This window comes from Amycolatopsis echigonensis (assembly GCF_002846615.1).
GTDB classification, from domain to species: Bacteria; Actinomycetota; Actinomycetes; order Mycobacteriales; family Pseudonocardiaceae; genus Amycolatopsis; species Amycolatopsis echigonensis.
The window spans coordinates 6,319,085-6,337,633 of the sequence record NZ_PJMY01000003.1 but is presented as its reverse complement, the minus strand read 5'-3'; the positions used below and the strand labels follow the sequence as shown (position 1 = coordinate 6,337,633).

The following is an 18,549-nucleotide window of genomic DNA, read 5'->3' as shown; positions in this document are numbered from 1 at the left end:
CCAGGTCATCGCCCCGCGGCATATCCCTGCGCCCCGCGCGAATTCGCCGCCGCCGAAAGCACCCCGGTGTCGGGATCCTTCGCCACCGCGCACAACCGGCCCTCCGACCAAGGCTCCCCGACCGTCACGTCGTGGCCCCGGCCTTCCAATGCGGCGATGACATCCGCGCCGATCCGCGATTCCACCGTCACGCTGCCCGCCGCCATGCCGCGCGGGTAGAACGAGCTCGGGAAGCTGTCGGTGTGCCAGTTCGGCGCGTCGATCGCGCCCTGCAGGTCGAGTCCGCCGCGGACCTTTTCGCGCAGCGCCACGGCGAGGAAGAAGTGGAAGTTCCACTGGTCCTGCTGGTCGCCGCCGGGCGTGCCGAACGCCATCACCGGCACGCCGTCGCGCAGGGCGAGCGACGGCGAGAGCGTGGTGCGCGGCCGTTTGCCCGGGGCGAGCGAGTTGGGCAGGCCCGGGTCGAGCCACGCCATCTGCAGCCGCGTGCCGAGAGGGAAGCCCAGCTCCGGCACGACCGGATTGGACTGCAGCCAGCCGCCGCTCGGGGTCGCGGCGATCATGTTGCCCCAGCGGTCGACGACATCGAGGTGGCAGGTGTCGCCCCGGGTCAGGCCGTCCTTCGCGACGGTCGGCTCCCCCGCGCCGATCGCCGACGCGGTGACCCCGCCGCCCGCGACGTACCGCGCGTGCCGGCTCAGCTTCGGCTCCCGGCCTTCGGGGCAGCCCGGACGCAGGTCGAAGGACGCGCGCTCGCCGATCAGCTTGCGCCGGACCTCGGTGTACTCCGGGGAAAGCAGCGCCTCGACGGACACGTCGGCGCTGTCGCCGTACCACGCTTCGCGGTCGGCCATCGCGAGCTTCGTGCCCTCGATGAGCCGGTGGTAGTACTCCGGTGTCGCGTACTCCAGTTCGTCCGGCAGGAGCGCGAGCTGCTGCAGGAAGGCCGGACCTTGGCTCCACAGCCCGGCTTTCGCGACCGTCCAGCCGTTCCAGGTGCTGGTGACCGGGTCCTCGTAGGACGGCCGGAACGCGGCGATGTCGTCGGCGGTGAGCGTGCCCGCGTGCCGTTCGCCGGAAGAGTCCATCACCGGTTTCGCGGCGAACACGGCGAGTGCTTCGGCGACGAACCCTTCGCGCCACGCCTTCCGCGCCGCCTCGATCTGCGCTTCCCGATCGCTCCCGGCCGCCTCCGCTTCCGCGATCAGCCGGCGCCAGGTTTCGGCGAGCGCGGGATTCTTCAGCAGCCCGCCGGGTTTCGGCGCGATCCCGCCGGGCAAGTACAGCTCGGCCGACGTCGTCCATTCGTTCTCGAACAGCTCGCGGACGGTCTCCACCGTCGCGCCGACGCGCTCGACCGCCGGATGGCCGTCTGCCGCGTAGTGAATGGCGTACTTGAGGACTTCGCGCAGCGATTTCGTGCCGTGGTCGTGCAGCAGGAGCAGCCACGCCTCGACCGCGCCGGGCACGGCGGCGGCGAGCGGGCCGGTGCCGGGGACGAGGTCCAGGCCGAGCGACGTGTAGTGCTCGATCGTCGCGCCGGCCGGCGCGGGACCCTGCCCGCACAGCACCTTCGGCGCGCCGCCCGCCGGGGCGAGGATCATCGGCACCTCGCCGCCGGGACCGTTGAGGTGCGGTTCGACGACGTGCAGCACGAACGCACCGGCGACCGCGGCGTCGTAGGCGTTGCCGCCGTCCTCGAGCACCGCCATCGCGGCCGCCGAGGCGAGCCAGTGGGTGGACGACACCATGCCGAAGGTGCCCTGCAACGTCGGGCGCGTCTGGACCATGGGCGTTATCGTCGCGCGCCGGCTGGCGGTACGTCAAAGACATCTGACGCACCAATCCGATAGCGTACCGCTATGGAACGCCGCCAGCTGGAGTACTTCGTCGCGATCGCCGAGCACGGCGGATTCACGCACGCGGCTCGGGCTTTGCGGGTGGCGCAGCCGTCGTTGTCGCGGGCGATCGCGAAGCTGGAACAGGACCTCGGCGTCGAGCTGTTCCACCGGGTCGGGCGCAACGCGGTGCTGTCGAACGCCGGCGAGCTGCTGGCCGAGCGCGCCCGGCTGGTGCTGCGCGACCTCGACGCCCTGCGCGCCGCCGCGCGGATGGCGGGCGACGGCCCGGCCGGGCGCATCGACGTCGCGGCCACGTCGTCGTCCGCGCTGGAGCCGGTGATCAGCATCATCGCCGAGATGCGCACGCGGTATCCCGGCGTTCTGGTGAGCACGTCGGCGGCGTTGTCCGCGGCCGAGGTGGTCGCGATGGTGGTGCAGGGGCGGTGCGAGGCCGGGGTGTGCGGGAGCGCGGAACCCCCGGTCGGGCCGGGTCTGGTCGCGCGGCACCTGCGCGACGAGGAAGTGCTGCTGGTCGCCCCGCCGGGCACGGAGATCGGCTCGGACGGGGCGGTGGAGCGGGCTGAACTCGGCGGCATGCAGTTCGTCGTCACCAGCTCGGCGACCGCGGTGCGCGGGTTTTTCGACCGGCTCGCGGCGACCGTGCCGGACCTGTCGATCGCGGCCGAGGTCGGCGACCGGAGCGTCGTGCTGCCGATGGTGCTGCGCGGGATCGGCGCGAGCCTGATGCCGGACGGCTGGGCGGAGCTGGCCCGCCGAGCCGGTGCGCGGGTCCTCCGGTTCTCGCCGCCGGAGAAGCTCCCGCAGTGGCTGGTCTACCGGTCCGGACCGATGACCGCGGCCACTCAGGCGTTTGTGGACATCACCCTCGCCACCGGCGCGTCGGCCCCGCGCAGCGCGGCGATCATGGACTGAACCGCTGTCCTCCGATGCCTAGCCCGCGCCGTCCGATCGCGTTCAGCTGCGCGGGAGCGAACCTGTCCGGCCAGGACCGCTCGTAATGCTCGGGCGGGAAGTCCGAGGGACTGGAACCGGACTCGAACGCTTCCCGCACCGCCCCGGCGTACGCCTCGTTCCGCGGGCACCACGGCGCGGCCGGGATGTACATGACGTTGCCCCAGCCCCGCTGGTTCTTCACCGGCGCGACACTGTGGATCAGATCGCAGTGCCACCAAACGGAATCGCCGGCCCGCACGTCCGGAATCCCGCTGGAAGCACGCAGCAGCAAGGAATGCCATTTTTCGCTGGCCGGGAACACCTGATTCACCGTGACGCCGCACATGTCGTCCTCGGGCACGTCGGACAGCAGCGGGCGCAGCATCAAGCAGCCCATCGCCTCCGGAATCGGCACGGTGTGCAGCACGCCCTGGTCGTGGTCCATGTCGGAGAGCGCGGTCCAGCCTTGGAAAGTGCGGAACACCGAGCACATTGTCGAACCCTCGAACTGCGGCCCGGCCGTGCGATGCGCGGCGTCCCACGGATCATAGGACTCGACGGTGCCGTCGAAGAGGTGCCGGAACGCCCGCTGGTACGCCTCGGTCATCCAGAGATCCAGCGTCCCGGGGTCGAGATGGGTGCCGAGGCCCCCGGAGTCCGCGCCCGGCGGACGGCGGCGGATGCGGTCCGGGTACAGGGAATCCCGGCCGGGGTCGAACCACCGGACGCCGCCGGATTCGGATTTCCACTGTGCGTTGAGGAACGCCTGCACCCGGGCCATCCGATCGCTTTGCCGCGCCTCCATTTGCGCTGGAGACCAGTAGATCGGGTAAATCTCCGGACGCGAGCCGACGGTGCCGAAGAAATCGTCGCCGGGGCCTCGGTAGTTTTCGAAGAACCGGTTGCCCTCGACGTAGTCGACGATCCCCTTGTCCCACGCCAGCGCCTGCTCGCGCGGAAAATGGCCGCGCACGACCAGGCAACCGCGCTTCCGGAGCCGAGCCAAGTCCTTTTCGGACACTCTGCCCGCCTCGATGTCGGCGTAGTCCAGCACCGGCCAGATCTCCTCGCCGCGTGCTTTCGCCGTCTCGATCTCCTCGACCGCGGCGGCGACGCGAGCCTCGACCACCGCGAAGACCTCTTCCACGGTGCGGCCGGACGCCTCGATCCGCGCCCGCAGCGCGGCTTTGGTCTCGCGGATCGCGGCCGGGAGATCGTCCGGCGCGGTCTCCCAGTGCGGCAACGGGGGCAGCTGCATGGCGCTCGCTCCATTCAGGAAGGGCTCCTTACTGAACCGACCGTAAGGCGCCGGCGCCGATTCAGGCAACACTCCTGACTAAATCGGCTACACTCGCGCCGGTGACCCCGGCCAAGCCCTCCCTCGACCTGCTCCGGTCGCTGACCGACGAGCACGTGCTGCGGGCGCTGCTTGCCGAACGGCAGCTCACGCGCGCGCAAATCGCCGCTCGCACCGGCATTTCCAAGCCCGCGGTCGGCGACAGCGTCGCCCGGCTCGCCGAGGCCGGCCTGCTGCGCGACACCGGCGAACGCACCACCGGACGCGGCCGCGTCGGCACCTATTACGCGCTGGCCGACGATCTCGGCACGGCCCTGGTCGTGAGCATCGGCCACGACGGCGCGGTCGCCGAAGCCGTCGACGTTTTCGGCGAGGTCCTCGCCCGGCACGTCGAAGACCTGGGCCGTCCGGTGCGTCCGCGGAAGGTCTCCCAGGCGTTGCGCAAGGCCGCCGCGCAGGTCGCCGCCGACGCGGGGCCGCTTCGGCTCGCGGTCGTCAGCGCCGCCGATCCGGTCGACCGCGCCACCGGGAAACTGGTCCACCTGCCCGATTCCCCGTTCCTGCTGGGGGAACTCTCCCCCGCCGACGTCCTCGCGCCGCTCGTCGCGGGACCGGTCACCGTGGACAACGACGTCAACTGGGCCGCCCGCACCGAGCAGGCCGCCGACGATTTCGCCTACCTCTTCCTCGGCGAAGGACTCGGCTGCGCTGTCGTCGCCGACGGCGAAGTGCGGCGCGGGCACGCCGGTTTCGCCGGGGAAATCGCGCACGTCCTCACGCGCGGCCCCGGTGGCCAGGCGATCGCCTTCATCGACGTCTTCGCGGATCTCGGTGTGCGGCAACCGGATTCGACCACGATCGACGTCGAGGCCCTGCGGACCGCGATCAAATCCGACGACCTCCTCGACGCCCTCGCCGAAGCGATCTGCGGAGTGCTCCTGGCGTTGGTGACCGTGTCCGACCCGGAACTCATCGTGCTGGGCGGCCCCTGGGGACCCGACGTGCTCGACGCGGTGTCGGACCGTTTCGCGCAGCTGCCGCGCAACGTCCCCCTTCGCGCCCCGCACGCCACGGACTCCCCCGCGCTGGCCGGTGCGCGCGACGAGGCCGTGCGTGCGCTGCGGAGTGCCGTCCTCAGCCCTTGAGCCTCGTGAGCGTTGATCCCGGTTAGAACCGGGACTGCCGCGCACGAGGTGCGCCCCGGTTGACATGTCGGAAACTTCCGACGTAACGTAGCGTCATGCCCGACGACGTCTTCCTCGCTCTCGCCAGTCCCGTCCGGCGGCGGCTGCTGGAGATCCTGGCGGACGGCCCGCGCACGGCGGGCGACCTCGCGGCGCGGTTCGAGCTGAGCCGTCCGGCGGTCGCCGAGCATCTCAAGGTGCTGCGGGACGCCGCGCTGGTCCGCGACGAACCCGTGGGGCGACAACGCTTTTACCACCTGGAAAGCGACCCGCTGGAGCAGGTCGGCGCATGGCTGCACCCGTTCGAACGGTTCTGGCGCGGCCGTCTGCGCAGCATGGCCGACCTGCTGGAAAACGAGGAGGAAACCCCGTGACCTACGCCCGGACCGGCAGTATCTCGGTCGACCAGTTCATCGCCGCCCCGCCGGACAAAGTCTGGCGGGCGCTCACCGACCCCGAACTGCACGCGAAGTGGTGGGCTCCCGGCGACATCGGCCCGGACGTCGGCCACGAATTCCATCTGGAGATGCCCGGGTTCGGCTCGATCCCTTGCCGCGTCCTCGAATCCGTGCCGCCGTCGAAGTTCGTCTACACCTTCAACGGCGACTGGACCCTCACCTGGACGCTCGTCGCCGAGGGCCAGGGCACCCGGCTCCTGCTGAACCACTCCGGCTTCGACCTCGACGACAAACGGCAGGCGAACGCGTGCGAGCGGATGGGCCCGGGCTGGCGCGACGGCGTGCTGCCGCGGCTGGCGAAACTGGACCTCGGCTGACCCGTCAGGCTGGACGGCGAGCGTAGACGACCGCTTGCGGCACCTCGCTGTCCAGCTCCTCCACCCACTCCGCTTCGACGGTGAACCCGGCTTCGCGCAACGATTCCGACACCTGCGCGGGACGACGTCGATAGACGTGCACCCGCATCGGATGACCGCCGTAACCCTGCGTCTTCAACCGGGCCACGTCGCCGACGTGAAAGCCGATCGCGACCGGTGCTCCCGGCCGCAGCACGCGGTGGAACTGCGCCAGCGCGGCCGGCACCTCCGCGTCCGGCACGTGGATCAGCGACCACCACGACAGCAGCCCGGCCACCGAAGCGTCGGGCAGCGGGAGCGCGGTCATCGAGCCGACCGCGAACCGCAGCCCCGGGTGGTCGCGCCTGGCCACCTCGATCATGCCGGGCGAGAGGTCGAGGCCGAACGCGTCCAGGCCAAGGCCGTTCAGGTGCGCGGTGACATGCCCGGTGCCGCAGCCGACGTCGGCCACGGGACCGTCTCCGCGCACTAGCGAGGCGAACAACCCCAAAGTCATGCGCAGCGAAGGACTTTCGGCGATCGAATCGCGCAACCGGTCGGCATAACTGGCGGCGACGGTGTCGTACGAGGTCCGCGTGTCGGTCAGCCACGTCTGCACGACGGCCACGCTAGCCCACCGGCGCGCCGAACCACTGGCGAATCGCTGGTTCGAGACCGTCCGGGGCACCTGCCCACGCGACATATCCGTCCGGGCGGACCAGCATCGCCTCGGTGCCCGTTTCGACGCGGTTCACCCGATCCGCCCACCGCGCCGCGAGCTCCCCGAACCGCCTTCCGGGATCCACGAGAACACCGCGTCCGGCGCGCAGCTCCGGACCGAGGTCGTGCGCGGGTAGTCCCACCAGCGGATGCTCCTCGCTGCCGGGCATGGCGTAGCGGAAACCCATGCCGGACAGCATGTCGTCCAGGAGGTACTGAACTTCGGGCACTTGAACCAGTTCCGCGAACAACGACCGGGCCGCGGCCGAATCCGGGCCGTCGTCGAGAAGCAGCGACTGCGCTTGGACATTGCGCAGCACCGCCGCACCGACCGGATGCCGTTCCGCGTGGTAGCTGTCCAGCAGTCCCTCGGGCGCGGTGCCGCGAACCGCGGCGGCGAGCTTCCAGCCGAGGTTCATCGCGTCCTGGATTCCGGCGTTCATGCCTTGCGCGCCAAGGGGAAGGTGCACGTGCGCGGCGTCGCCGGCGAGAAATACCCGGCCGTGGCGATACTGCGCGGCTTGCAACGCGGCGTTCGTGATCCGGCGCGCGTAACGGAGTTCGACCAGTTCCACCCGGTCGCCGAAGACCGTCTTCAGCCCGGTGCGGATCTCGTCCTCGGTGACCGGGACGTCCCGTTCCAGCGACCAGCCGGGCCCGCCCAGCACAAGACGGCGCAGCGGCCGGCCTTCGGCGTCGACGCCGAGCGGGAACACCTGCGCGCGGTAGCCCTCCGGCGTGATCGTGTGCATCGGGACCTCGGCGCTCAGCCGGACGTCGGCGGCCACCGTGGTCGCCGTCCCGGGACGGCCGGAGAACTCCGCGCCCAGCAGTTTCCGGACCGTGCTCCGCCCGCCGTCGGCGGCGACCAGGTACTGAGCGCGGATCGCGGTGCCGTCGGCGAAGGTTCCGGTGACGCCGTCCGCGTCCTGCCGCAGTCCGACCAGTTCGTGGTTGCGGCGGATGCGGATGCCTTGGGCGGCAAGGTGTTTCTCCAGGAAACCTTCGAGCATCACCTGGGGCAGCGAGCGCCACGGGAACTGGTGCCGCGTGCGGACCAGCGGCAGCAGCGTGCCCGCGAAATGCGCGGTGCTGACCGGATAATCGCCGGTGGCCAGCAACGGTTCGAGCAGCCCGCGCTGATCGAGCGCCTCCTGCGTGCGGGACTGCAGCCCGCCGGCCTTGGACAGTTCGCTGGCCCGCGACAGCCGGTCCGCCAGCACGCAGGACACTCCGGCGAGCCGGAGTTCGTTCGCCATTGTCATCCCCGTCGGACCGGCGCCGACGACGAGCACCTCGGCAGTCATGATCTCTCCCTCGTGGGTCGGTGCGTTCGGAACTGACCCTCTGCCCGGCACCGGTCCGCGAGCCAGAAAGCGACTCAAGGGCGGCGGATTCCGACACCTGTACCCTCAAGAAGGTGGATTTCGACTACGACGATCTCGACCGGCAGCTCGTGCACGCCCTGCAGATCGACCCCCGGGCTTCGTTCAGCGCGATTGCCGAGGCGCTCGGCGTGTCGGATCGCACCGTCGCGCGCCGCTACGCCCGGCTTCGGTCCGCCGGAGCGGTACGGGTCATCGGTGGTGTCAACGAGACCCCTTCCGGTGCGGTGCGCTGGTTCCTGCGCATCCGGTGCGCGCCTGCCGCCGCGGGCGCGGTCGCCGAGGCACTCGCGCGGCGGCCGGACACCGCGTGGGTGAGCCTGACGTCCGGCGGCACGGAAATCACCTGCACAGTCCGCATCGAAAACGAGGCCGACAGCGAAGCGTTGCTGCTGGCCAAACTCCCCCGCACGCCACGGGTCGAAGGTGTCACCGCGCATTCGGTGCTGCACGAGTTCTACGGCGGCTCCGACAGCCTGGTCGCCAAGCTCGGCGTCCTGGATGAAGCCACCGTCACCCAGTTGCGCCCGCCGCCGCTTCCTCGCCGACCGGGCCGAGCGACCCTCGACGAGGGCGACCGCAAGCTCCTCGCCGCACTCGCCGCCGACGGCCGTGCCGGGTTCGAACAACTCGCCGCCGCGACCGGCTGGTCCCCCACCACGGTCCGCCGCCGCATGGCGGAACTGCGCGAACGGGACGTGCTGTATTTCGACCTCGACCTCGACTGGCGGTTGCACGGCAGGGGAATCCGGACCCTGCTGTGGCTTTCGGTCGCCCCGGCGGCGCTGGAAGAAACGGGTGCCGCGCTCGCCGCGCATCCGGAAGTCGCCTACGCCGCCGCGACCACCGGCCCGACCAACCTGTACGCGACAGCGGTGTGTGCCAGCCAGCACGAGCTGTACCGCTACCTCACCACCAGCGTCGCCGCGCTTCCCGCGGTCACCCACGTGGAAACCGCGCCGGTGATCAAAACGGTGAAACAGGCAGCGAACCGGCTGTGACGCAGGACGAACGGGCGCCCTCCCGGTCGGCGGTTGACAGCGCGCGGACCGTCCGTCGATGATTCGTTCGGCCTTTCCCGGTGGGAAATTCCCGAACGCGTCCGCGAACTGTCCCCGCTTTTTCGAGGAGACCTCGATGTCATCGGTCAGCCGTCGCCGGTTCATGCACCTCGCCGCGGCCACCGCCGCCGGCACGGCCTTGCCCGCGAGCATCGCGCGCGCGGCCTCGGTGCCGGCCGCCGTGCGCACCGGCACCCTCGCGGACGTCGAGCACGTAGTCGTGCTGATGCAGGAAAACCGGTCGTTTGACCACTATTTCGGGACCCTCAACGGAGTCCGCGGCTTCGGCGACCCGCGCCCGGTCTCCCTGCCGAACGGGAAATCGGTGTGGCACCAGGCCGACGCGAGCGGCGCCGAGACGCTGCCGTTCCGGCCGGCCGAGGACAACCTCGGCCTCACTTTTATCGAGGACCTCAACCACGACTGGAACGGCACGCACACCGCGTGGAGCACCGGCCGGTGGGACAAGTGGGTCCCGGCGAAAACCCGCACCACCATGGCCTATCTGACGCGCAAGGACATCCCGTTCCACTACACGCTCGCCGACGCGTTCACCATTTGCGACGGTTACCACTGCTCGATGCTGTCCTCGACCGACCCGAACCGGTATTACCTGTACACCGGCTGGACCGGGAACGACGGTTCCGGCAACGGACCGGTGCTGGGCAACGAAGAATCCGGCTACGGCTGGACCAGTTTCCCGGAAATCCTCGAAAAGGCCGGGGTTTCGTGGAAGATCTACCAGGATGTCGGCGAGGGGCTCGACAAGGACCACGGCTGGGGATGGACCAAAGACCCGTACATCGGCAACTACGGCGACAATTCGCTGCTGTACCTGACCCAGTACCAGAAATCGGTCCAGGGCACGCCGCTCTACGACAACGCGCGCACCGGCACCCGCGCCACCGCGGGCGACGGTTTCTTCGACCACCTCGCCGCGGACGTCAAAGCCAACCGACTGCCGCAGGTTTCCTGGATCGTCGCCCCGGAAGCGTACTGCGAACATCCGGCGTGGCCCGCCAATTACGGCGCCTGGTATGTCTCGGGCGTGCTCGACGCGCTCACGTCGAATCCGGAGGTGTGGAGCAAAACCGTTCTGCTGATCACTTACGACGAGAACGACGGGTTCTTCGATCACGTCGTGCCGCCTTATCCGCCGCGCGACGCGAACTGGGGCAAATCGACGGCGAGCGTCGCCGGGGAATGGTACGAAGGCGGCGCGGCCGCGTCGTACACCACCGGAATGCCTTACGGACTCGGCCCGCGCGTGCCGCTGCTGGCCGTCTCGCCGTGGAGCACCGGCGGCTGGGTCTGCTCGCAGACTTTCGACCACACGTCGCTGATTCAGTTCGTGGAAAAGCGATTCGGCGTGCACAACCCGAACATTTCGCCGTGGCGCCGCGCGGTCTGCGGGGACCTCACGTCGGCCTTCGACTTCACCGGAGCCGACAGCGGTGTCCCGCCCCTACCCGGCACCAGCGGCTACCAGCCGCCCGCCGACCACAGCACTCCGCCGACCTACCATCCGGTGCCCCCGTCGAACGGCTCGCTGCCGAAACAGGAACCCGGCACGCGCAAAGCGCGCCCGCTGCCGTACGACCTGGCCGCGGACACCGAGGCCCGGGACGGCCGGATGTACTTCACCTTCACCAACCTCGGCGACGCCGGAGCCGGGTTCCACGTGACGTCCCGGATGCGTTCCGACGGACCGTGGCCCTACACCGTCGAAGGCCACAAGTCGGTCACCGACAGCTGGCGTCTGCCCAGCGGCGCGGGAGACGGGTACCAGTACTCGGTTTTCGGCCCGAACGGCTGGCTCCGCGAACAGGCCGGGACGATTGGCGGCCTGGGCCCGGAAGTCACCGCCCGGCACGACGCCGGGTACGTGACGGTGACGTTCACGAACCCCAGCAGCCGGACGGTCACCTTCACCGGCGTCGACGCTTACGCGGCTTCGGAGGCTTACAAATACACGCTCGCCCCGGGCACTTCACGGGTAGTGCCGAAGTGGGGCGTGGCCAACGGTTGGTACGACATCACGGTGAAGGCGGATCACGACAGCCAATACGTCCGCCGCTTCGCGGGCCATGCGGAGACTGGCCAAGCCTCCACGAGCGACCCGGCCATCGCTACCAGCTGATCAGTCCCTTCACGGCTTCCGGAAGCCAGCCACCGCCAGGCCGACGATCACCAGCACCACGGCCAGCCCGCCGAATCCCGCACCCAGCGTCGCCGCCGACGCGAGCGCGCCGACCAGCAGCGGTCCGCCCGCGTCCCCCAGCTCCCGGCCGACCTCCGCGGCTCCCATCGTCTGTCCCAGCCGTTCCTGGGGCGCGGAACCAGCCAAATGCGCGAACCCGATCGGCGTCGCCACCCCGACCCCGACACCGATCGCCACCGCCGCGGCCACCACCCCCGCGACGCCGGGCACGAGCGCGCCCAACGCCAGCCCGGCCGCGGTCAGCAGGAGCCCGCCGGCCATTCCCCCTCCGTCGGGAATCCGCCCGGCGTCCCGGAGCCGGCCGGCCCACGGCTGCACCAGCGCGGAACACAACGCCAGCACCGACACCACCGCACCGGTCGCCACCGTGCTGAGCCCGCTCGCCGCGCCGGTCACCGGCAGGAATCCGATGCCGACCGCGAGCGCACCCGTCGTTCCGGCCAGCACCGCGGTCGGCCGCAGGAACCCGGGTTCGGCGAGCCGACGGGCGAGGTCGAGGACGGTCTGACGCTGCCGCGGCAACGGCTCCGGCGAGGACACCGCGAACGCGGCCCACCCGGCGACGACGAAGGCCAGCACCGCAAGAGTGCCGAGCAGCAAGGAAAATCCGCCCAGCATGATCAGCACGCCGCCGAGCAACGGGCCCAACGTGTACCCGACGCTCTTCCAGGCACCGTAACCGCCGAATGCCCGGCCCTGCCGTTTCGCCGGCGACAACCGCGCCACCAACGCCCCGGCCGCGGGCGAGAAGGCCGCCGCGGCCGCCCCCTGGCCCAACCGCGCCAGCCCGACCGCGGCCGGATTTCCCGCGACGACAAAGGCCGCCGACGCGAGCGCGAACGCCAGCAGCCCGCCGAGCAGGACCGGCCGCGGCCCGATCCGGTCGGCCAGCGACCCGAACACCGGTTTGAGCACGACCTCGGCCCCGTCGTACACCGCGAGCAGCAGTCCCAGGGTCAGCAAGGAATCGCCGTGCGTGTACGCGCCGAGGCTGGCGGCGATGCTGTGCGCGCCGAACGCGGTGACGAACCCGGCGGCGTACAGCGGACGCAGCTCAGCAGAACGCATGGGAACCCCTCAAAATCCGCAGCACTGTGCCGCCCTCACATCTGGTGCAGGGCTTGGAAAACCTGCTCGGTGTAGTCCGCGAGCCGTTCACCGCAATGCTTCAGCCGCTGCTCGGCCTCCGCCGCCGAAGGCGCGCCGAACACGTCCCGGGCCTTGAGCTCCCGATGCCAGCGCCGCAGCCGCTCGAGGCTCTGCTCTTCCTCTTCGAGCTCCGCCATCGTGAACTTGCCGATCCGGATTTCCTTGTCGATCTCGGCGTCGAACTTCCCGCAGTCGGCGACGAACTCCGTCCACTCCTCTTCCCGCTCGGCGGTGAACAGCTCCGCCAGCCGCGAACCGTCCCGTTCCGCGGCGTCGAGCGTGATCACCTCGCCCTCGCCGCGTTCGGCCAGCTCGGCGACCCGCGCGACGCCGCCGGCGAACCCGGGCACGTCCGGCACCGCCCAGGCGCCCTGCCCGAGCGACAACGCACCGACGCGCCGCAGCTCACGCCATACGGCGACGCGGTGCCGCGACGGTCCGGACGGCACCCGCACCACCAGCACCAGCCATTTACCCTCTGCCACAGTGCTGAATGTAGCACGTGTTACATTCAGCCAGGTAGCGTCGCCAGGAACGGGCCGATCGTCCGGTCCACCAGTGCCCGACGGTCCGGCAACGGCAGCGAGAGGCACTGCAGCGTCACGCCGTCGATCATCGCCAGCACCTGCGCTGCCGCTTCCTCGGACAGCCCGGCGTCGACATACCACTGGCGCAGTTCGCGATCGAGCTTCGCGCTTTCCTTCCGCAGCACGGGATCCACCACGGCCGCCGCCGCGTACGCGAGCCACACCCGGGCACGCCGGGCCCGCGGTTCGTCCAGCGGCAGCCACAGCTCGACGAAACCGGCGATCGATTTCGGTTGCGCCGCTTGGATTTCGGCCAGGAACTGCTCCCGCGCGTACTCGAACCCGGCGCGCACGAGGTCGTTCTTCGTCCGGTAGTAATACTGCACCTGAGCCGGCGAAACACCCGCCGCAGCGGCGACCGTCCGCACGCTGAGCGCACCGATTCCCTGCTCTGCCAGCACATTCAGCACGGCATCGAGCACATGGGCGGCACGCTTCACCGCCGAGACGCCCCCGTGCGCGCCCGCCACGCGACCGCGAGCAGCTCCAGCACGCCCGTCGCGACGTGCCCCCTTGCGCCGGTCATCCGACCCCCTCCTATACGAACGTACAATACGATCGTACAGGACTAGCTGCCCGCCGCGGCGTCCTTCCGTGCGACCAGCCGCTCGACGATCCCGGCCTTGCTCCGCTCCGCCCGCTCGACCTCGAACCCGGCCGCGGCGAGCAACGGCAGCGGCCGGCGGGTCAGGTAATCCCCCAGCCGCCACACGCTCAGCTTCTCCAGCAGCCGCTGGGCGGCAAGCACCATCCGGCGGTCGCTGGCGACGTGGTCCAGCAGCAGAAGCCGCCCATCCGGCCGCAGCACCCGGTGCATCTCCGCGATCGCGCCGCGTTCGTCCGGAACGCCGCACAGCCCCAGCGTGCAGACGACCGTGTCGAACGTGCGGTCCCGGAACGGAAGGGACTGCGCGTCGGCCTCGGTCAGCGTCACCTCGCGCCCGATCTCGGCGGCCCGGCGGCGGGCCAGGTCCAGCATCGACGGGCTGAGGTCGATCCCGGTCAAGCGCACCTCCGGCGGATACAACGGCAGGTTCCGGCCGGTCCCGACGGCGACCTCCAGCACCTCCCCCGCGGCCTGCCCGCACACCCACTCGCGGCCGTCCGCGAGCAGTGCCCGCTCGAACCACGCGATCTCGCGGTCGTACCGCGGCGCGGCCTCGTCCCACGTCCGCCGCAGCCAGTCCGTTCCCCGCTCCGCCATCGTCGCGAACTCCTCTCCGTCGAGGTCCTCCGCCCGCTACCCTCGCACCCCGCGGGGAATCGACCTATCCGGCGCCGACGGGCTGTCACAACCGCCCGGCGGCCGGCGTCCTATGGGCGATCGACCCCGAACGCGAAGGAGCCACCCATGTCAGCGCCCGGCGAAGCGAGCCCGGACCTCGCCACCGAGACCTTCCTCGCCCACCGGAACCTGCTGTTCACCGTGGCCTACGAGATGCTCGGCTCGGCCGCCGACGCCGAGGACGTGCTGCAGGAAACCTGGCTGAAATGGGCTGGCGTCAACCTCGACGATATCCGCGAGCACCGTGCCTACCTGGTCCGGATCACCACCCGCCAAGCCCTGACCCGGCTGCGCACGCTCGGCAGGCGCAAGGAGTCCTACGTCGGCACCTGGCTGCCCGAGCCGCTGCTCACCGCGCCGGACGTGGCCGAGGACGTCGAACTGGCCGACAGCGTGTCGATGGCGATGCTGCTGGTGCTCGAAACGCTGCGGCCGACCGAGCGCGCGGTGTTCGTGCTGCGCGAGGTCTTCGACGTGCCGTACGACGAAATCGCCGAAGCAGTCGGCAAATCCCCGGCCGCGGTGCGGCAGATCGGGCACCGGGCGCGGTCGCACGTGTCCGCCCGCCGTCCGCGCGGCGACGTCACGCCCGCCGAAACCCGCGGCGCGCTCGACGCGTTCCGGAAGGCCGTCGAGACCGGCGACCTGCAGGGCCTGCTCGACCTGCTCGCCCCGGACGTCGTCTTCCTCGGCGACGGCGGCGGCGTGAAGCAGGCGGTGCCGCGGCCGATCGTCGGCGCCGACAAGGTCGCGCGGCTGCTGGCCGCCGGGAGCACTCAGCTCCCCGCGCCGCTGCGCCCGATGCAGGTCAACGGCCACCCGGCGCTGGTGCTCACGCTCGACGGCGAGGTGGACACCGTGCTGACGCTGCGCATCGACGAGGGCAAGATCACCGGTCTGTACGCGGTGCGGAATCCGGCGAAGCTGTCGCATATGGACACGGAGACCGCCCTCCGCCGCTGACTCCGGCCGCCGCTACGCACCGTAGCCCCGGTTCTGGCGCGCGCCACCCGGTCGGCCCATGCCATCCTGGTCCGGCCAGGGGCGGCCCGCCGGGCCGCCGCCGTACCGAGGAGAGGACCGACGTGGGCGTTGTCAGCTGGATCGTGCTGGGCCTGATCGCCGGATTGATCGCGAAGGCCCTCATGCCGGGCAAGGACCCGGGCGGCTGCATCATCACCATCCTGCTCGGGATCGGAGGCGCGTTCGTGGGCGGCTGGATCGGCAAAACGCTGTTCCACACCCAGCTCGGGACGTTCTTCGACCTGCGCACGTGGGGTCTCGCGGTGCTCGGCGCGCTGGTCATCCTGACCGGCTACCGGCTCATCGTGGGCAACCGCCGCCGCGACTGACCCGTGCGGGCGGCCCGCTGCCGGGCGCGGCGGGCCGCCCTCGCTCCGGGAAATCCGAACCGGATTCCGCGCCGCCGCCCGGCGGTCTCCGGCCCGGTCCCGGACTCACCCGGACGGGGCGCCGAATCGGACTCGGCCCCGGATTCCGGCCGCGTTTCGTGGCAGAATCAGCGGAGAAGTCCCGGCAAGGTCGACGGGCGGAGCGGACGATGGCGCTGCGCGACCACGAACAACACCAGCTGGACGAGATCGAACGGTACCTCGCCCAGGAGAATCCGCGCCTGGCCCGCCGCTTCGAGAAATTCCGCCCGATGCCGGTGCTCTCCTTCGCCGCGGCCGCGCTCGGGGTGCTCAGCGTGTTCCTCACCGGCCTGGTCACGCTGGTCGTCGGGTTCGGCATGGGGTCCGCGGCGCCGATCGCGGTGGGCGCGGTGCTCACGACGGCGATTCCGCTCGCGATCGTCTGGTTCTACCGCTGCCGCTGGCGCTGACGGCTCAGGCTGCGACGCGTCCTCGCACGAAACGGCGGTACAGCCCGAATCCCGCGATCGCGGTGACCGTTTCCCAGGCGATCGTCGTGATCACCGACACCGACAGCACGTCGATCCGGTCCGGTGACGAGGGCCGGAGCCGGCCCCGCGCGTCCACGCGGACCCGGGTCAGGCCGCGCGCCGCCGGGTCGGAGCGCAGCGGAATGGCGGCTTCCTCGGTGCCGCCGTCCGGGGCGGTCCACGTGACGCGCCGGGTGTCGGGCACCGCGGCGCCCTCGCTCCCGCGCAGCGCGCCGGATCCGGGCTGGACGGCGGCGACGACAGACTGGCCGGGCGCGCGGCCGATCGCCGCCGAGCCCTGCCGGTGGATCCACAGCCCCAGCCAGACCCCGGCCGCCGCCGAGACCGCGACGGCCGCGGCCAGGACCGGAAGGAGGAACACGCGCCCGCGCACGGCGGACGCGCGGAAACCGCCAGAAGCCATGCTCCGAGAATGCCGCGAAAACCGGGAGAATGGCAGAGTTCGCGGGCAAATGTGCCCAAGTCGCGGAAAAAGCGCCCGCGGCGGGCGCCTCGGAGCGGAACCTCCACCCAAATTCACCCGTTCTTTTCACTCATTCGTGCGTAACGCCACGCAGAGGCAACCCGGCCGCCCCAGTGGCGGTTTCCTCCGAAGCAGGTCGCAGAGCCGGTGATGCGCGGGCGTTCTCTCCCCGCCAAGAAGCCCGGCGGCGATGCAGAGGTCCGTGACGGGCCCCTTGACGGAATCTGATTTCCTCAGTGGCCCCTCACGGACTTCCGCGGGAGAGGAGAGCGGGACGGCACTCGGCAGCCGCCGTGGCCCATTCCGCACGGTGAGGAGCACCCGCGCCCGCCGATTGTCCGCCGCGTTGTTTATTGCCGCCGTCTTCCGCCAGTACGGGGAATTCTCCCGAAACGCACCGGCATTCCCGTCATCCGCCGGATGCGCTCAGCAACGCCAGCCCGGTGGCCGTCACCGCGTGCCGGACGGTGTTCCCGTCCCGTCGGCTCTCCACCAGTCCCGCGCGACGCAGGACCCCCGCGTGCTTGCTCGCCGCGACCGGGGTCACGCCGATCTGCCCGGCCAGTTCGGCCGCGGACAGCGGCACCGCCAGCGCGTGCAGCGCCCGGGCCCGGGTCTCGCCGAGCAGCTCCGGCAGCGGGTCCTGGGCGGCCTCGATCGTGCGCTCCGCGGTCCTGCCGAGCGCTGCCGACGGCTCCGGTTGCGCGACCCGGAAATACGCCGGAATCACGAGCAACCCTCCGAAGCAGACACTGCGGTCCGCGGGCGGTTCGGCGGACAACTCCGGCTTCGCCCAGCGAATCGGCGCGGCACCGGCCCGGATACCGCGGACGGCCGGCGCGAGCGGAGTCTGCCGCGCGATGCCGTACGACGTGAGCGCCGTGCCGAGCAGCCCGCGAGCCCCTTCGGCCAGTTCGCCGGACCAGGACGGCGCGGCCCCGTGCACGAAGAACGTCTGGAGGTCGCCGCGCAACCTCGTCTTCTCCACGTGCACGACGCCGTCCCCGGCGACCGGCCCGATCTCTCGCCGCCGCTCCGCCGGTCTCAGCACCCCCGTGTGCCGGACCGTCGCCTCGCCGCGGCCGGACTGCCCGCCCGGCGGCAGCGCCTTCATGGCCCGGCGGCGCCACTCCAACGCGGGCACCGGACGGGGGTGCGGAAACAGCCCCTCCCGGCGAAGTTGCTTGCGAGCACGGGCGGACCAGACCCGCAGCGCGCCCGCCGGACGGCGGCTCTGCAGCGCGGTGAGGCTCAGCACCAGTTCCCACAGCGGATCGGGGCCGGTGCGCCGCCTCGTCCGGCCGAAATCGTCGTCGGTGAAATGAATGCGCAATGCCATGTGGCTCCCCCTGCCCCCGGCATGGTTGCGCTTCCAGGGTGCCGCGCCGATCCGCCGCTGTCCAGGCGCTTTTTCCGTTCGGGGAAGAATCCGCCGAATGCCGGCGAATCTCGCTGAATCAGGTGGTTCTCGGACAGACGGTCAGCCGCGAGACGAGACAAATCGTCTCACCGGATCCGGGGCCCGCATTCGCCGGACGTGCACGGTGCACGTTCGGATGCACCTGTTTTCCGGCGGTGCGACCGGCTTCCGGGGTGCGCGGGCGGCGCGCCGGGCCAGCGGTCCCGACATTTGCCGCAACGATTTCCCCCACCCGGGCGACTATTTCCGCGGGAATGCGAAACGG

19 protein-coding genes are annotated in these 18,549 nt (G+C 70.9%); 9 read left to right on the top strand and 10 right to left on the bottom strand.

What is annotated here, in order from left to right:
- Window positions 1-5: 5 nt before the first annotated feature.
- On the bottom strand, window positions 6-1,790 hold the full coding sequence (locus tag ATK30_RS35085; protein ID WP_101439069.1) for a gamma-glutamyltransferase family protein: 1,785 nt from the start codon (window positions 1,788-1,790) through the stop codon (window positions 6-8).
- A gap of 72 nt (window positions 1,791-1,862) precedes the next feature.
- On the opposite strand from ATK30_RS35085, the gene ATK30_RS35080 reads away from it, so the two are divergent.
- Entirely contained in the window at window positions 1,863-2,774 is a 912-nt protein-coding gene (locus ATK30_RS35080; RefSeq protein WP_101439068.1) for a LysR family transcriptional regulator, read from the top strand.
- On the opposite strand, the gene ATK30_RS35075 is transcribed toward ATK30_RS35080, so the two are convergent.
- Window positions 2,764-4,053, bottom strand: coding sequence for a YbiU family protein (locus tag ATK30_RS35075; RefSeq protein WP_101439067.1), 1,290 nt, complete (start codon window positions 4,051-4,053; stop codon window positions 2,764-2,766). The two genes, ATK30_RS35080 and ATK30_RS35075, sit on opposite strands and share 11 nt — an antisense overlap.
- 101 nt (window positions 4,054-4,154) lie before the next feature.
- On the opposite strand from ATK30_RS35075, the gene ATK30_RS35070 reads away from it, so the two are divergent.
- From ATK30_RS35070 to ATK30_RS35060, 3 genes are all read left to right on the top strand, one after another.
- Window positions 4,155-5,237 carry an ROK family transcriptional regulator gene (locus ATK30_RS35070; protein ID WP_101439066.1) on the top strand — a complete coding sequence of 361 codons (1,083 nt, stop codon included), beginning with the start codon at window positions 4,155-4,157 and terminating at the stop codon, window positions 5,235-5,237.
- A 95-nt stretch (window positions 5,238-5,332) separates the two neighbouring features.
- Window positions 5,333-5,650 carry an ArsR/SmtB family transcription factor gene (locus ATK30_RS35065; protein ID WP_101439065.1) on the top strand — a complete coding sequence of 106 codons (318 nt, stop codon included), beginning with the start codon at window positions 5,333-5,335 and terminating at the stop codon, window positions 5,648-5,650.
- Window positions 5,647-6,051 (top strand): SRPBCC family protein, encoded by a 405-nt coding sequence (locus ATK30_RS35060; protein ID WP_101439064.1) that lies wholly within the window; start codon window positions 5,647-5,649, stop codon window positions 6,049-6,051. Before ATK30_RS35065 ends, ATK30_RS35060 begins: the two co-directional genes overlap by 4 nt.
- Before the next feature lie 4 nt (window positions 6,052-6,055).
- Here ATK30_RS35060 and ATK30_RS35055 read toward each other — a convergent pair whose 3' ends face one another.
- Together ATK30_RS35055 and ATK30_RS35050 are read right to left on the bottom strand one after the other, a co-directional pair.
- Window positions 6,056-6,697, bottom strand: a complete 642-nt coding sequence (locus tag ATK30_RS35055; protein WP_101439063.1) for a class I SAM-dependent methyltransferase — start codon at window positions 6,695-6,697, stop codon at window positions 6,056-6,058.
- Between the two features lies 1 nt (window position 6,698).
- Window positions 6,699-8,096, bottom strand: coding sequence for an FAD-dependent monooxygenase (locus ATK30_RS35050; protein WP_101439062.1), 1,398 nt, complete (start codon window positions 8,094-8,096; stop codon window positions 6,699-6,701).
- Window positions 8,097-8,209: 113 nt separating this feature from the next.
- Between ATK30_RS35050 and ATK30_RS35045 the strand changes: the two genes are divergently transcribed.
- Window positions 8,210-9,175 (top strand): Lrp/AsnC family transcriptional regulator, encoded by a 966-nt coding sequence (locus ATK30_RS35045; RefSeq protein ID WP_101439061.1) that lies wholly within the window; start codon window positions 8,210-8,212, stop codon window positions 9,173-9,175.
- A gap of 136 nt (window positions 9,176-9,311) precedes the next feature.
- Window positions 9,312-11,375: a phosphocholine-specific phospholipase C gene (locus ATK30_RS35040; protein WP_101439060.1), complete on the top strand. Its 2,064-nt coding sequence runs from the start codon at window positions 9,312-9,314 to the stop codon at window positions 11,373-11,375.
- A gap of 9 nt (window positions 11,376-11,384) precedes the next feature.
- On the opposite strand, the gene ATK30_RS35035 is transcribed toward ATK30_RS35040, so the two are convergent.
- The 4 genes from ATK30_RS35035 to ATK30_RS35020 form a co-directional block, all read right to left on the bottom strand.
- A complete protein-coding gene (locus ATK30_RS35035) occupies window positions 11,385-12,524 on the bottom strand; it encodes an MFS transporter (protein WP_101439059.1) in 1,140 nt (379 codons plus the stop codon).
- Window positions 12,525-12,559: 35 nt separating this feature from the next.
- On the bottom strand, window positions 12,560-13,090 hold the full coding sequence (locus ATK30_RS35030; RefSeq protein WP_101439058.1) for a Chromate resistance protein ChrB: 531 nt from the start codon (window positions 13,088-13,090) through the stop codon (window positions 12,560-12,562).
- A 26-nt stretch (window positions 13,091-13,116) separates the two neighbouring features.
- Window positions 13,117-13,632, bottom strand: a complete 516-nt coding sequence (locus ATK30_RS35025; protein WP_158242547.1) for a TetR/AcrR family transcriptional regulator — start codon at window positions 13,630-13,632, stop codon at window positions 13,117-13,119.
- A gap of 128 nt (window positions 13,633-13,760) precedes the next feature.
- Window positions 13,761-14,396, bottom strand: coding sequence for a class I SAM-dependent methyltransferase (locus ATK30_RS35020; protein WP_101439056.1), 636 nt, complete (start codon window positions 14,394-14,396; stop codon window positions 13,761-13,763).
- 147 nt (window positions 14,397-14,543) lie between these two features.
- On the opposite strand from ATK30_RS35020, the gene ATK30_RS35015 reads away from it, so the two are divergent.
- The 3 genes from ATK30_RS35015 (at window position 14,544) to ATK30_RS35005 (ending at window position 16,320) form a co-directional block, all read left to right on the top strand.
- A complete protein-coding gene (locus ATK30_RS35015) occupies window positions 14,544-15,440 on the top strand; it encodes an RNA polymerase sigma-70 factor (RefSeq protein ID WP_101439055.1) in 897 nt (298 codons plus the stop codon).
- 122 nt (window positions 15,441-15,562) lie between these two features.
- Window positions 15,563-15,829, top strand: a complete 267-nt coding sequence (locus ATK30_RS35010) for a GlsB/YeaQ/YmgE family stress response membrane protein (RefSeq protein ID WP_101439054.1) — start codon at window positions 15,563-15,565, stop codon at window positions 15,827-15,829.
- Between the two features lie 209 nt (window positions 15,830-16,038).
- On the top strand, window positions 16,039-16,320 hold the full coding sequence (locus ATK30_RS35005) for a DUF3040 domain-containing protein (protein WP_208637500.1): 282 nt from the start codon (window positions 16,039-16,041) through the stop codon (window positions 16,318-16,320).
- A 4-nt stretch (window positions 16,321-16,324) separates the two neighbouring features.
- Here the strand turns inward: ATK30_RS35005 and ATK30_RS35000 are convergent, their stop codons facing one another.
- A complete protein-coding gene (locus tag ATK30_RS35000) occupies window positions 16,325-16,804 on the bottom strand; it encodes a hypothetical protein (RefSeq protein WP_208637499.1) in 480 nt (159 codons plus the stop codon).
- Between the two features lie 469 nt (window positions 16,805-17,273).
- On the bottom strand, window positions 17,274-18,203 hold the full coding sequence (locus ATK30_RS34995) for an ArsR/SmtB family transcription factor (RefSeq protein WP_101439051.1): 930 nt from the start codon (window positions 18,201-18,203) through the stop codon (window positions 17,274-17,276).
- Window positions 18,204-18,549: the final 346 nt, after the last annotated feature.